Below are 13,542 nucleotides of genomic sequence, written 5' to 3'. Positions count from 1 at the left end.
GCCGGGGTTCTTCGTCGGCTGAGCAAAAAACGAGCAGTTTCAACGGCTTGTGCACAAATGGCGGGGATCAGGTTGTGGATAACCTTGGGGTGGATATCTGCAAGCCAAGCGCGCTGTGGCTTGCAGAGGTTTGTACGTTATTTGATCAGCGTTTGCGCACGGTCAGCCAGGCATCCAGGCTGTAGACCACCAGGCCGGCCCAGATGAAGGCGAAGGCAATCAGCGTGCTCGGTGCCAGGTGTTCACCGAACAACAGCACCGCTTCGAGCAGCACCAGCGTCGGCGCCACGTACTGCAAAAAACCCAGCGCGGTGTAGGGCAAATGCCGTGCGGCGGCGTTGAAACACACCAGCGGGATCAGCGTCACCGGGCCTGCGGCCACCAGCCACCAGGCTTCGGAGGTGCTCCAAAATTCAAGCTGTGCACTGTGGGCCGACGGGTTGAACAGCAACCAGGCCACGGCAATCGGCACCAGCATCCAGGTTTCCACCACCAGCCCCGGCAGCGCCTTGACCGGCGCCTGCTTGCGGATCAAGCCGTAAAAGCCAAAGGTCAGCGCCAGCACCAGCGACACCCACGGCAAACTGCCGACTTGCCACACCTGTTGCGCCACACCTACCGCTGCCAGCCCGACGGCCATCCACTGCAAGCGCCGCAGGCGTTCGCCGAGGATCAGCATGCCCAGCAGCACATTCACCAACGGGTTTATGTAATAACCGAGGCTCGCTTCCAGCATGCGCCCGCTGTTCACCGACCACACATAGGTCAGCCAGTTAGCCGCAATCAACGAGCCGCTGAGTGCCAGAATGGCCAGGCGCCTGGGGTTGTCGCGCAGTTCACGGAACCAGCCCGGGTGTTTCCACACCATTAACAGCAAACCGCCGAACAGCGCGGACCACAACACGCGGTGCACGATGATCTCTGCGGCGGGAACACTGGCGATGGCTTTGAAATAGAGCGGGAACAGACCCCAGATGACATAGGCACTCAGGCCCAGGATGTACCCCTTGCGGGGGTTGGCGGCTTGCATTGCAGAATCCTTGCTTAGGCAGCTATCAAAGCGCGATTGTAAGGATTTTTGTCCGCCGGTGGGATTGGCTTTTCTGTGGGAACTGGCTTGCCGGTGATGACATCACCTTGGTGCTACTGATGCACCGAGTTGTTTGCATCGCCGGCAAGCCAGCTCCCACAAGAAGCAGCGTCAGGGTCAGAACAGTTTCAGCGGTTCTTCATTGAGGGCCGACAGCTGCTCACGCAACGCCAGCACCTGATCACCCCAATACCGCTCGCTGCCGAACCACGGGAAGCTGTGAGGAAATGCCGGGTCATCCCAGCGCCGTGCCAGCCAGGCGCTGTAGTGCATCAGGCGCAAGGCGCGCAGCGGTTCGATGAGTGCCAGTTCGCGCGGGTCGAAGTCGTGGAATTCCTGATAGCCGTCCATCAATTCCGACAGCTGGCCCAGGCATTCCTGACGGTCCCCTGCGAGCATCATCCAAAGGTCCTGGACGGCCGGGCCCATGCGGCAGTCATCGAGGTCGACGATATGGAACATCTCATCGCGGCACATCATGTTGCCGGGGTGGCAATCGCCGTGCATGCGGATGTTCTTGTGCGGCGTGGCCTTGTACACCTCTTCCACACGCTTGAGCAGGTCGCGGGCCACGGACTCGTACGCCGGCAGCAGGCTCTTGGGAATGAAATTGCCTTCCAGCAACGTGTTGAGGGAATCGTGGCCGAAGTTCTTCACGCCAAGGGCTTCGCGGTGTTCGAACGGGCGGGTGGAGCCCACCGCATGCAAACGGCCGAGCAACTGCCCAAGGCGATAAAGCTGATCGAGATTACCCGGCTCCGGCGCACGGCCACCACGGCGTGGAAACAGGGTGAAGCGAAAACCGGCGTGCTCGAACAGGCTTTCTCCGTTATGGATCATGGGGGCGACCACCGGCACATCGCACTCGGCCAGTTCGAAGGTGAAGCGGTGTTCTTCGAGGATCGCTTCATTGGTCCAGCGCTGGGGCCGGTAGAACTTGGCGATCAGCGGTTCGGAGTCTTCGATGCCCACCTGATACACACGGTTTTCGTAGCTGTTGAGCGCCAGAACGCGAGCATCGCTGAGAAAGCCGATACTTTCGACAGCGTCGAGTACCAGGTCGGGGGTGAGTGTTTCAAACGGATGGGCCATGCGAACTCCTGCGCGCAGCAGGGCGCCGCGTCCGGCTCGGTATGGTAACGCACCCGCGCATAGATAGGTGGTGGCTGTGCGGACGCCTTCGCGGGCAAGCCCGCTCCCACATTCGACCGCATTCCAAAGGTGAAACTTGATCAATTGCGGGAGATAGGGGTGGCTGTGCGGACGCCTTCGCGGGCCCGCTCCCACATTCGACCGCATTCCAAAGGTGAAACTTGATCAATTGCGGGAGAGAGGGGGTGGCTGTGCGGGCGCCTTCGCGGGCAAGCCACTCGACCGCATTCCAAAGGTGAAACTTGATCAATTGCGGGAGATAGGGGGTGGCTGTGCGGACGCCTTCGCGGGCAAGCCCGCTCCCACATTCGACCGCATTCCAAAGGTGAAACTCGATCAATTGTGGGAGCGGGCTTGCCCGCGATGAGGCCCTGTCAGGCGCCGACAACCCCACCGTCATCCCGCCGAATCGCCATCACTGACGAGCGCGGTTTACCGTTGGGCAGATGCTGCGGCCAGGTCGAACCGCCGGTTTCCCCTGGGTGCTGAATCCCCACGAACAGCGTCTTCTGATCCGGCGAAAAGCTGATCCCCGTGACCTCACACGCCACCGGCCCGACCATGAAACGGCGAATTTCGCCGGTCGTCGGGTCGGCACACAGCATCTGGTTATTGCCCATGCCCGCGAAGTCGCCCGCGTTGCTGTAGTCACCGTCGGTCAGAATCCACAGGCGCCCGGCCTTGTCGAAACCCAGGCCGTCGGGGCTGTTGAACATGTTTTGCGGGTTAATGTTGGCCGAGCCGCCTTTGGGTGTGCCGGCATGCACACCCGGGTTGCCGGCCACCACAAACAGGTCCCAGGTAAAGGTCGGGGCGCCGTGGTTATCGGCATCGGCTTTCCAGCGCAGGATCTGGCCGTAGACATTTTTCTCGCGCGGGTTGGGCCCGCCCACGGGCTGGCCATCTTCGCCGCGCTTGGCGTTGTTGGTGAGCGTGCAGTAAACCTGGCCATCGGTGGGACTGACCACGATCCATTCCGGGCGGTCCATGCGGGTGGCTTTCACCACACTGGCGGCCAGGCGTGCATGGATCAGCACTTCGGCCTGGCTGGCGAAACCGCTGCTGGCGTCGATGCCGTTTTTGCCGTGGGTCAACTCGACCCATTCGCCTTTGCCCTTGGGATGATCGGCATTGCCGTCGCCAGCGTCGAAAATGGCCACGTATAACGTGCCGTGGTCGAGCAGGTCCTTGTTGGCTTTCGGGTTGTGATGATTGATCGGATCGCGGCTGACAAATTTGTAGATGAACTCACCGCGTTCGTCGTCGCCCATGTACACCACGGCACGCCCGTCGCGGGTTTCTGCCAGCGCGGCGTTCTCGTGCTTGAAGCGACCCAGGGCGGTGCGCTTGACCGGCGTGGACTTCGGGTCGAACGGGTCGATCTCCACCACCCAACCATGCCGGTTGAGTTCATTGGGGTTCTTGGCCATGTCAAAACGCGGGTCGTGCGGGTGCCAGTTGATCTCTTTACTGGTGGCCACCACGCCGTAGCGCTTTTGCCCGGCGTCGAAGGTTTGTTGAGGGTTGCTGCTGCCGAAGCAGTCGGTGAAGTTCTCTTCGCACGTCAGATAAGTGCCCCACGGCGTCTTGCCGTTGGCGCAGTTCTGAAAGGTACCGAGCACGTTTTTGCCGGTTTTGTCGGCGCTGGTTTTCAGCCATTCATGCCCTGCGGCCGGTCCGCTCAAGCGAATGGGCGAGTTGCCGTGGATGCGTCGGTTGTAGCGCGAGTCCTGGACGAACTGCCAAGTGTCGCCCTTGCGCCGTACCTCGATGACCGACACGCCTTCGCTGGCCTGGGCCTTGCGCACGTCTTCGGCAGACTGCGGCGCACCGCCGTGGGCGTAGAGGTAGCGATAGTTGGTGTATTCGTTGTTGATCGCCATGAGTGCGCGGTTGTCGTCGCCAGGGAAGGCGAACAGGCTCATGCCGTCGTTGTTGTCACCGAATTGCTGCTCCTGGGCCTTGGCGCTGCCGTTGCCGGACGGGTCAAAGGCCGGGCCATTCTTGTGCAGCGGCTGGCCCCAACTGATCAATACCGAGGCGGTGTAGCCGGGCGGCAAGGTGATGGCGTCGCTGGTGGCGGCGGCGATGCTGGTAAAGCCCAACAATGGGCTGGCGGTCGCGGCATTCACGGCCAATGCGCTGCGGGTCAACAGGTTGCCACCCAGGAACATCGCGGCACCGCACAGGGCGCCGGCGCCGATAAAACGACGGCGGGTGAGGCCGACCATCTGTTCGAGGTCAGTGGCTTGGTTTTCTTCTAATAAGCTCATTTCAGGCTCCCTGCGGTTTTTGCAGACACCTTAAGGAGCAGTCGTGACGAAATTGTTGCAGTTTGAAGGCGAGCGCAGCACGCCCGCCCGTTACACCGGCGTGCCGAGCAATACGTTGCTGGGCGAGAACTGCACCTGGATCGGTTGGCCTTCGGCGGCGCTCAATCCCCTGAGCGCGGCCGGCTGCGCCAGGGCGCACAAAACCTGGCCATTGGGCAGGGCGATACGCACCTCGCTGGGGCCGTCATCGGCGGCGAAAACCGTCTCGATGACACCGCTCATGCAATTGTGTCCAGGTGTTGCAGTTTGCTCGGTGGCGAGCAATTCCAGCCAACCGGCCTTGATCAAGGCCACCACTTCTGTGCCGATTTCAAGTTCCAGCCGCTGCGTGCTGTCGTGGGTGATCTGCGCCTTCAGGCTCAGGCCGCCGGACAGTTGCAGGCGGATCACGTCATTGCGGCCGTGGCTCTCAATGCTGCTGACCTGGCCGTGCAGTTGGTTGCGCGCGCTGGTGCGCAGCATCAAGCGGCCCAGCAGGTTGAAGTCGCTGGCATCTTCGTCCGAACCGAGCACCTGCGCCTGCAGCACTTGCAGGCGCTGATAGAGGCGCAACACGCGCTCACCTTCGGCCGTCAGCTTGGCGCCGCCGCCGCCCTTGCCGCCGACGCTGCGTTCGACCAGTGGTTTTTGCGCCAGGTTATTCAGTTCATCGATGGCGTCCCAGGCGGCCTTGTAGCTCAAACCGGCGCTTTTGGCCGCGCGGGTGATCGAACCCTGCTCGGCGATGTGCGCCAGCAGGGCGATACGCTGGGGACGGCGGATGATGTGTTGGCTGAGGGAGGTCGGTAGAGACATGTGGGCACGCTTGGATAAGGTCAGCGGACGTTGCAGGCGTGGCGCACGGGAGTCAAGTCATGTGCCGGGTTTTGGCGTGCGTGCCAGGCAGTAGATGTCGACCTGGCGCGCACCGGCTTCCATCAACAGCCGGGCCACGCTGTGGGCCGTAGCGCCGGTGGTGAGTACGTCGTCCACCAGCGCCAGGTGGCGGCCTTGCACGTCGGCGCCAGGTGCCAGTGAAAACGCCGTGAGCAGGTTGCGTTTACGGGTCCTGGCGTCCAGGGCTTGTTGCGCGACGGTTTCATGGGGGCGTAACAACACCTGTTCATCGTGGGGGAGGTCGAGGTCTTCGCTGAGCCAGCGGGCCAGCATCAACGCCTGATTAAAACCCCGTTGGCGCAGGCGTTTGCGCGCCATGGGCACCGCCAGCAGGCAGTCGGGCCGGGCGAGTTCGGCGTTGTCGAAGCGGTGTTGCAGGTGGTGCCCCAATAAACGCGCGAGCAGATGGCCGAGCGGCCAGCGCGACTGGTGTTTGAAGCGGCTGATGAGTGTGTCGACAGGGAAACTGTAGGTCCAGGGCGCAATCACCCGTTTAAAGGCCGGTGGTTGCTTCTGACATTGGCCGCACACCAATCCATCCATTGGCAGCGGCAGCGCACACACTTCGCAGTGCTCCATTAGCCACGGCAGTTCGATTTCGCAGACGTTGCACACGCAATCGCTGGATTCTGTGGCTTCATCGCAGATTAAACAGTGCTGGTTGTTTTTTAACCATATGTAAACCTTGTGTTTGTGTTCGGGTTGACAGTGCATGAATCTTCCTTAAATATGCCGAGCATCCGTGTCGTGCCTGTGGGTATTGCCCTTCCCACAGCGAAAGCCCAAGCATAATCAAGGAATCGCCCATGAGCGCCAGCACCACTGCCACCCTGCGTCACGATTGGTCCTTAGCCGAAGTCAAAGCGCTGTTTGTACAGCCCTTCAATGACCTGTTGTTCCAGGCGCAGACCGTGCACCGCGCGCATTTCGACGCCAACCGTGTGCAGGTGTCGACCTTGCTGTCGATCAAAACCGGCGCCTGCCCGGAAGATTGCAAATATTGTCCGCAGTCGGGCCACTACAACACCGGCCTGGAAAAAGAAAAGCTGATGGAGGTGCAGAAGGTCCTCGAAGAGGCCGCTCGCGCCAAGGCCATCGGTTCGACCCGCTTCTGCATGGGCGCCGCCTGGAAACACCCGTCGGCCAAAGACATGCCGTACGTGCTTGAAATGGTCAAAGGCGTGAAGGCCATGGGCCTGGAAACCTGTATGACCCTCGGTCGTCTCGACCAGGACCAGACTGAAGCCCTGGCCCAGGCCGGCCTCGACTACTACAACCACAACCTCGACACCTCGCCCGAGTTCTACGGCAGCATCATCACCACCCGCACCTACGGCGAGCGCCTGCAAACCCTGGCTTATGTGCGCGATTCCGGGATGAAGATCTGCTCGGGCGGCATCCTCGGCATGGGCGAGTCCCTCGACGACCGCGCCAACCTGCTGATCCAGTTGGCCAACCTGCCGGAGCATCCGGAGTCGGTGCCGATCAATATGCTGGTGAAGGTGGCCGGTACGCCGCTGGAAAACGCCGAAGACATCGACCCGTTCGACTTCATCCGCATGCTGGCGGTGGCGCGCATCCTGATGCCGCAGTCCCATGTGCGCCTGTCGGCCGGTCGTGAGGCGATGAACGAGCAGATGCAGGCCCTGGCGTTTTTCGCCGGTGCCAATTCGATCTTCTACGGCGACAAGTTGCTGACCACCGCCAACCCGCAGGCAGACAAGGACATGCAACTGTTCGCGCGCCTGGGCATCCTGCCGGAAGCGCGTGAAGAGCACGCGGATGAAGTGCATCAGGCGGCGATTGAGCAGGCGTTGGTTGAGCAAAAGAGCAGCGAGCAGTTTTATAACGCTGTTGTTTGATTGAAATGCACTCCAAATGTGGGAGCGGGCTTGCTCGCGAAGGCGATCGGTCAGTTGATAGATGCAGTGGCTGATACACCGCCTTCGCGAGCAAGCCCGCTCCCACATTTTTGACCGAGTTCCACCTGATCTACCGAGGCCTGCATGTCTTTTGATCTCGCCGCGCGTCTCGCTGCCCGCCGTGCCGAACACCTTTACCGTCAACGTCCCTTGCTAGGCAGCCCCCAAGGCCCGCAAGTGGTGGTGGACGGCCAACCGCTGTTGGCGTTCTGCAATAACGATTACCTGGGCCTGGCCAATCACCCGCAAGTGATCGAAGCCTGGCGCGCCGGTGCGTCCCGTTGGGGCGTGGGCGGTGGCGCTTCGCACTTGGTGGTGGGCCATGCCACGCCGCACCACGAACTGGAAGAAGCCCTCGCCGACCTGACCGGTCGCCCGCGTGCACTGCTGTTTACCACTGGCTACATGGCCAACCTCGGTGCGGTCACCGCGTTGGTGGGGCAGGGCGATACGGTGCTCGAGGACCGGCTCAACCACGCGTCGCTGCTGGATGCAGGGTTGTTGTCCGGGGCGCGATTCAACCGCTATCTGCATAACGACGCCGACAGCCTGGCCAAACGGCTGGAGAAGGCGACCGGCAATACGCTGGTGGTCACCGATGGGGTATTCAGCATGGACGGCGACCTGGCTGACCTGCCAGCGTTGGCCCGTGAAACCAAGGCCAAAGGCGCCTGGTTGATGGTGGACGACGCCCATGGTTTTGGCCCGTTGGGCGCAAAGGGTGGCGGGATCGTCGAGCATTTCGGCCTGAGCCAGGAGGACGTGCCGGTGCTGGTCGGCACCCTGGGCAAAGCGTTTGGTACCGCCGGGGCGTTTGTGGCGGGCAGCGAAGAGCTGATCGAGAGCCTGATCCAGTTCTCCCGGCCGTATATCTACACCACCAGCCAACCGCCGGCATTGGCCTGTGCAACCTTGAAGAGCCTCGAGCTGCTGCGCACCGAACAGTGGCGACGCGAGCACCTCAATAACCTGATCCGCCAGTTCCGCCGGGGCGCCGAGCAGATCGGCCTGGCATTGATGGACAGCTTTACGCCGATCCAGCCGATCATGATCGGCGACAGCGCCAAGGCCATGCGCCTGTCACAGATGTTGCGCGAGCGCGGCCTGATGGTGACTGCTATTCGCCCGCCTACCGTGCCAGCCGGCAGTGCCCGACTGCGCGTGACATTGACGGCGGCCCACAGCGAGGCGCAGGTGCAGCTATTGTTAAGCGGATTGGAAGAGTGTTTCCGGTTGTTAAACATCACGGAGCCCGACCATGCGTGATCGGCTGATATTGCTGCCTGGCTGGGGCCTCGGCGTTTCACCGCTGGAGCCTTTGGCCGCCGCCTTGCGCGGCCTCGACGAACACCTGCACGTGCACATTGAGCCATTGCCGACGCTGGCTTCGAGTGATCTGGATGAATGGCTCGACGAACTCGACGCCACACTGCCGGACAACGCCTGGCTGGGCGGCTGGTCCCTGGGCGGCATGCTCGCCTCCGAGTTGGCGGCGCGGCGTGGCGAGCGTTGCTGCGGCCTGCTGACGTTGGCGAGCAACCCGAGTTTTGTCGCTCATGAAAGTTGGCCCAACGCGATGCCCGCCGAAACCTTCGATGCGTTCCTCGCCGGTTGCCACGCCGATTCCCAGGTCACCCTCAAACGCTTCGGCCTGCTGTGCGCCAAGGGTGCCGAAGACCCCCGCGGGCTATCGCGCTTGTTGGTCAGCGGGGCACCGAATACGCCTTCCAATGTGCTGATGCCGGGCCTGGAGCTGCTCGCCCAACTGGATACCCGTGCGGCCTTGCAGGCCTATCGCGGCCCGCAACTGCACCTGTTTGGCGGCCTGGATGGCCTGGTGCCCGCCGAAGCCGCCAGCGATCTGCTGGCCCTGCTGCCTGATGTTGAAATCGGCCTGATTGAACAGGCCGGTCACGCTTTTCTTCTGGAGGACCCTCACGGTGTAGCGGGGGCCATTCAGGCTTTTTTGCATGAGTGCGTTGATGACTGATTTATCCCACCCCTCACTGCCGGGTGCCTTGCCGGACAAGCGCCAGGTGGCGGCGTCGTTTTCCCGTGCGGCGGCCAGCTATGACAGCGTGGCCGAGTTGCAGCGCGCGGTGGGGACTGAACTGCTGGCTCGCTTGCCGGCGGGCAGCGCGCCGCAACGCTGGCTGGACCTGGGCTGTGGCACAGGGTTTTTCAGCCGCGTGTTGGGCGAACGATTGCCTGGCAGCCAGGGTGTCGCGCTGGATATTGCCGAGGGCATGCTCAACCACGCGCGGCCATTGGGCGGCGCCGAGCATTTCATCGCCGGGGACGCCGAACGCCTGCCTTTGCAGGCGGACAGTTGCGGGTTGATCTTCTCCAGCCTGGCGGTGCAATGGTGTGCGAATTTCGACGCTGTGCTCAGCGAGGCCCGCCGCGTGCTGCACCCTGGTGGCGTGCTGGCATTCGCGAGCCTGTGCGTGGGCACCCTGGATGAGTTGCGCGAAAGCTGGCGTGCGGCGGATGGGTGGGTGCACGTCAACCGCTTCCGCACCTTTGAAGCTTATCAACAGCTGTGCGCCGCCAGCGGCTTGCGGGTGGTGAGCCTGGAGCGCCGGCCCCATGTGTTGCACTACCCGGATGTGCGCAGCCTCACCCACGAACTCAAAGCGTTGGGCGCGCATAACCTCAACCCGGGTCGTCCGGGAGGCTTGACGGGGCGCGCGCGGATTGTTGCACTGGTGGACGCTTACGAGCAGTTCCGTCAGGCCCAGGGCCTGCCCGCCACGTATCAAGTGGTGTATGCCGTACTGGAGAAACCTCTATGAGCGCCGCTTACTTCATCACGGGCACCGACACTGATGTCGGCAAGACCACCATCGCCGCCGGCCTGCTGCATGCCGCACGGCTCGCGGGAAAAAGTACCGCTGCCGGAAAACCGGTGGCCTCTGGCTGTCAGGTGACGCCCAAAGGGCTGCGCAATGCCGACGCTTTGGCGCTGCTGGCTGAGTGTTCGTTGCCGCTGAGCTATGCCGAAGTCAACCCGGTGGCGTTCGAGCCGGCTATCGCGCCTCACCTGGCGGCGCGCGAAGCGGGCGTTGCCTTGACGGTGCAATCGCTCTTGAAACCGATGCAGCAAATACTGGCGCGGCAGGCAGATTTCACCCTGATTGAAGGTGCGGGCGGCTGGCGCGTGCCGCTGGCCGATCAGGACAACCTGTCGGACCTGGCCATGGCGCTCAAGTTACCGGTGATCCTGGTGGTGGGCGTGCGCCTGGGCTGTATCAGCCATGCCTTGCTGACCGCTGAAGCCATTGCGCGGGACGGTTTGCCGTTGGCTGGCTGGGTGGCGAATATCATCGACCCCAAGACCTCTCGTCTGGAAGAGAACCTCGCTACCCTGGCTGAACGATTGCCCGCGCCATGCCTGGGCCGCGTGCCGAAACTCAAGCAGGCCAGTGCCGAAGCCGTGGCCGAGTACCTGGAATTGGACTTGCTTGACTGATTTTGGCTATCGCTAAGGCATTATGCCATTAGTGTTTTTGACGGGCGTTTTGCCAGGATGTCTGCTTCAATTCAGGTTCACGATTCTCTAAAGGCAGGCTTACGCCATGGAAATCTCTGGAAGCAGCGCGTTTTATTCGGGGCTGAGCACTATTCAGGCCGGGCAGAACCGCGTCGACCAGGCCGCCGGCAACATTGCCAGCGCCGCGACGACCCAGCCCTCCGACGCCCAAAGCGACCGTTTGCAAGCCAACGATCGCGCCCAGCCGTCCAACTCGGCGAGCAATATGGTCGAAATGGCCCAGGGCAAGTTTCAAGTGGAGCTGGGCGCCAAAGTTGCCAAGGCTTCGAATGAAATGCTCGGCACCTTGATCGACACCTACGCTTAACGCCCTCATACGCGGGCTCTCGCTTTCTGTGGGAGCCGGCTTGCCTGCAATGGCAGCTACTCGGTTTGCCTGATACAGCGCGGCGCCTGTATCGCAGGCAAGCCAGCTCCCACCGTTGTCCTGTTTAGCTCTCTGGAATTTCTACAGTCCTTTTTGATGTGGCGTACCGCCGCAGGCCCTGCTGCGCGCGCCGTTGATCCGGGTCATGACAAATGGCGCCTGGACGATGCTTGACAACCCCAGGTCGTAAACGTATGTTTCAAACACCTGTTTGACCGCCATAACAAATCCACGCGGTTGTTCATCCCAGATACATCAGCAGAGGTTTATCGCTATGCCTGACTACAAGGCCCCCTTGCGTGATATTCGCTTCGTTCGTGACGAACTGCTCGGCTATGAAGCGCACTATCAGAGCCTGCCGGCTTGCCAGGACGCTACCCCGGACATGGTTGACGCCATTCTCGAGGAAGGCGCCAAGTTTTGTGAGCAAGTGCTGGCACCGTTGAACCGCGTGGGTGACATCGAAGGGTGCACCTGGAGCGAGTCAGGCGTTAAGACCCCTGCTGGTTTCAAAGAAGCCTACAAACAATTCGTCGAAGGCGGCTGGCCAAGCCTGGCCCACGACGTGGAGCACGGCGGCCAAGGCTTGCCGGAATCCCTGGGCCTGGCCGTCAGCGAAATGGTTGGTGAAGCCAACTGGTCGTGGGGCATGTACCCGGGCCTGTCCCACGGTGCAATGAACACCATCTCCGAGCACGGCACCCCGGAACAGCAGGACGCTTACCTGACCAAACTGGTCTCGGGTGAGTGGACCGGCACCATGTGCCTGACCGAACCCCACTGCGGTACCGACCTGGGCATGCTGCGCACCAAGGCCGAGCCTCAGGCGGACGGTTCCTACAAAGTCTCCGGCACCAAGATCTTCATCTCGGCCGGTGAGCACGACATGGCCGACAACATCGTCCACATCGTGCTGGCTCGCCTGCCGGACGCACCGGCCGGCACCAAAGGCATCTCGCTGTTTATCGTGCCTAAATTCCTGCCGAACGCAGATGGCTCGATCGGTGCGCGCAACGCGGTGACCTGTGGCTCCCTGGAGCACAAAATGGGCATCCACGGTAACGCCACGTGCGTGATGAACTTTGACGCGGCCACCGGTTTCCTGATCGGCCCGGCGAACAAAGGCCTGAACTGCATGTTCACCTTTATGAACACCGCTCGCCTGGGCACTGCACTGCAAGGCCTGGCCCACGCTGAAATCGGCTTCCAGGGCGGCCTGAAATACGCTCGCGATCGTCTGCAAATGCGCTCCCTGACTGGCCCGAAAGCGCCGGACAAAGCGGCTGACCCGATCATCGTGCACCCTGACGTGCGCCGCATGCTGCTGACCATGAAAGCCTTCGCCGAAGGCAACCGTGCGATGGTGTACTTCACCGCCAAGCAAGTGGACATCGTCAAGTACGGCACCGACGACGAAGCCAAGAAACAGGCCGACGGCCTGCTGGCATTCATGACACCGATCGCCAAGGCATTCATGACCGAAGTCGGTTTTGAATCCGCCAACCACGGCGTTCAGATCTACGGCGGCCACGGCTTTATCGCCGAGTGGGGCATGGAGCAGAACGTTCGCGACAGCCGCATTTCGATGCTGTACGAAGGCACCACCGGCATTCAGGCGCTGGACCTGCTCGGCCGTAAAGTGCTGATGACTCAAGGCGAAGCGCTCAAGGGCTTCACCAAGATCGTGCACAAGTTCTGCCAGGCCAACGAAGGCGTTGAAGCCGTCAAAGAGTTCGTTACACCGCTGGCTGCACTGAACAAGGAGTGGGGCGAGTTGACCATGAAGGTCGGCATGGCCGCGATGAAAGACCGTGAAGAAGTCGGCGCCGCTTCGGTGGATTACCTGATGTACTCCGGCTACGCGTGCCTGGCTTACTTCTGGGCCGACATGGCGCGCCTGGCTGCCGAGAAACTGGCTGCCGGCACCACTGAAGAGGCGTTCTACACCGCCAAGCTGCAGACGGCGCGCTTCTACTTCCAGCGCATTCTGCCGCGTACCCGCACCCACGTTGCAACCATGCTGTCGGGCGCCAGCAACCTGATGGACATGAAAGAAGAAGACTTCGGCCTGGCTTACTAAGCCTTTCCGGATCTTTTGAAAGCCGCCGCTCCCTTGGGAGCGGCGGTTTTTTATTGGCTGATAAAAAACACAGCGCCGCACTCAGGGATTGCAGTTGGCTGCCGTTACAGTGATGGCAATGTGATACAGGTCACAGTGAATGTGCTTAACTGTGTGCAGTGAAGGCACT

General features: G+C 61.7%; 12 protein-coding genes. 7 read left to right on the top strand and 5 right to left on the bottom strand.

Annotated features, from left to right (window positions below; translation table 11 throughout):
• Window positions 1-145: 145 nt before the first annotated feature.
• From rarD to ACLBW8_RS07320, 5 genes are all read right to left on the bottom strand, one after another.
• Window positions 146-1,030 carry an EamA family transporter RarD gene (gene rarD / locus ACLBW8_RS07340; RefSeq protein WP_064454425.1) on the bottom strand — a complete coding sequence of 295 codons (885 nt, stop codon included), beginning with the start codon at window positions 1,028-1,030 and terminating at the stop codon, window positions 146-148.
• A 177-nt stretch (window positions 1,031-1,207) separates the two neighbouring features.
• Complete coding sequence (locus ACLBW8_RS07335; protein WP_015886213.1) at window positions 1,208-2,182, bottom strand: serine/threonine protein kinase; 975 nt, start codon at window positions 2,180-2,182, stop codon at window positions 1,208-1,210.
• Window positions 2,183-2,616: 434 nt separating this feature from the next.
• Complete coding sequence (locus ACLBW8_RS07330) at window positions 2,617-4,515, bottom strand: PhoX family protein (RefSeq protein ID WP_447805053.1); 1,899 nt, start codon at window positions 4,513-4,515, stop codon at window positions 2,617-2,619.
• 90 nt (window positions 4,516-4,605) lie between these two features.
• Window positions 4,606-5,370, bottom strand: coding sequence for a TOBE domain-containing protein (locus ACLBW8_RS07325; protein WP_447805052.1), 765 nt, complete (start codon window positions 5,368-5,370; stop codon window positions 4,606-4,608).
• Between the two features lie 57 nt (window positions 5,371-5,427).
• Window positions 5,428-6,165: a phosphoribosyltransferase family protein gene (locus ACLBW8_RS07320; RefSeq protein ID WP_447805051.1), complete on the bottom strand. Its 738-nt coding sequence runs from the start codon at window positions 6,163-6,165 to the stop codon at window positions 5,428-5,430.
• 92 nt (window positions 6,166-6,257) lie between these two features.
• Here ACLBW8_RS07320 and bioB point away from each other — a divergent pair, with 92 nt between their 5' ends.
• From bioB to ACLBW8_RS07285, 7 genes are all read left to right on the top strand, one after another.
• Window positions 6,258-7,313, top strand: coding sequence for a biotin synthase BioB (bioB, locus tag ACLBW8_RS07315; protein WP_064454421.1), 1,056 nt, complete (start codon window positions 6,258-6,260; stop codon window positions 7,311-7,313).
• Window positions 7,314-7,457: 144 nt separating this feature from the next.
• Window positions 7,458-8,639 carry an 8-amino-7-oxononanoate synthase gene (gene bioF / locus ACLBW8_RS07310; protein WP_447805050.1) on the top strand — a complete coding sequence of 394 codons (1,182 nt, stop codon included), beginning with the start codon at window positions 7,458-7,460 and terminating at the stop codon, window positions 8,637-8,639.
• On the top strand, window positions 8,632-9,363 hold the full coding sequence (locus ACLBW8_RS07305) for an alpha/beta fold hydrolase (protein ID WP_262666407.1): 732 nt from the start codon (window positions 8,632-8,634) through the stop codon (window positions 9,361-9,363). The genes bioF and ACLBW8_RS07305 overlap by 8 nt, the downstream gene beginning before the upstream one ends.
• Complete coding sequence (gene bioC, locus ACLBW8_RS07300; protein WP_128589035.1) at window positions 9,356-10,168, top strand: malonyl-ACP O-methyltransferase BioC; 813 nt, start codon at window positions 9,356-9,358, stop codon at window positions 10,166-10,168. Before ACLBW8_RS07305 ends, bioC begins: the two co-directional genes overlap by 8 nt.
• Window positions 10,165-10,845 carry a dethiobiotin synthase gene (gene bioD / locus ACLBW8_RS07295; RefSeq protein WP_064454417.1) on the top strand — a complete coding sequence of 227 codons (681 nt, stop codon included), beginning with the start codon at window positions 10,165-10,167 and terminating at the stop codon, window positions 10,843-10,845. Before bioC ends, bioD begins: the two co-directional genes overlap by 4 nt.
• Window positions 10,846-10,951: 106 nt before the next feature.
• The gene (locus ACLBW8_RS07290) at window positions 10,952-11,233 is read left to right on the top strand and encodes a hypothetical protein (RefSeq protein ID WP_053258342.1); all 282 of its coding nucleotides are present in this window, start codon (window positions 10,952-10,954) and stop codon (window positions 11,231-11,233) included.
• 334 nt (window positions 11,234-11,567) lie between these two features.
• Window positions 11,568-13,373 (top strand): phenylacyl-CoA dehydrogenase, encoded by a 1,806-nt coding sequence (locus ACLBW8_RS07285; protein WP_221295775.1) that lies wholly within the window; start codon window positions 11,568-11,570, stop codon window positions 13,371-13,373.
• Window positions 13,374-13,542 lie beyond the last annotated feature (169 nt).

Source organism: Pseudomonas sp. M5A4_2d (assembly GCF_053345295.1).
This window is presented reverse-complemented; position numbering and strand designations above follow the sequence as displayed.

Bases quoted from the DNA above. Each gene is read 5' to 3' on its own strand.
- bioD (WP_064454417.1), top strand. From the start codon at position 10,165: ATGAGCGCCGCTTACTTCATCACGGGCACCGACACTGATGTCGGCAAG.
- bioF (WP_447805050.1), top strand. From the start codon at position 7,458: ATGTCTTTTGATCTCGCCGCGCGTCTCGCTGCCCGCCGTGCCGAACAC.
- ACLBW8_RS07330 (WP_447805053.1), bottom strand. From the start codon at position 4,515: ATGAGCTTATTAGAAGAAAACCAAGCCACTGACCTCGAACAGATGGTC.
- bioB (WP_064454421.1), top strand. From the start codon at position 6,258: ATGAGCGCCAGCACCACTGCCACCCTGCGTCACGATTGGTCCTTAGCC.
- ACLBW8_RS07290 (WP_053258342.1), top strand. From the start codon at position 10,952: ATGGAAATCTCTGGAAGCAGCGCGTTTTATTCGGGGCTGAGCACTATT.
- ACLBW8_RS07285 (WP_221295775.1), top strand. From the start codon at position 11,568: ATGCCTGACTACAAGGCCCCCTTGCGTGATATTCGCTTCGTTCGTGAC.
- bioC (WP_128589035.1), top strand. From the start codon at position 9,356: ATGACTGATTTATCCCACCCCTCACTGCCGGGTGCCTTGCCGGACAAG.
- rarD (WP_064454425.1), bottom strand. From the start codon at position 1,030: ATGCAAGCCGCCAACCCCCGCAAGGGGTACATCCTGGGCCTGAGTGCC.
- ACLBW8_RS07325 (WP_447805052.1), bottom strand. From the start codon at position 5,370: ATGTCTCTACCGACCTCCCTCAGCCAACACATCATCCGCCGTCCCCAG.
- ACLBW8_RS07320 (WP_447805051.1), bottom strand. From the start codon at position 6,165: ATGCACTGTCAACCCGAACACAAACACAAGGTTTACATATGGTTAAAA.
- ACLBW8_RS07335 (WP_015886213.1), bottom strand. From the start codon at position 2,182: ATGGCCCATCCGTTTGAAACACTCACCCCCGACCTGGTACTCGACGCT.
- ACLBW8_RS07305 (WP_262666407.1), top strand. From the start codon at position 8,632: ATGCGTGATCGGCTGATATTGCTGCCTGGCTGGGGCCTCGGCGTTTCA.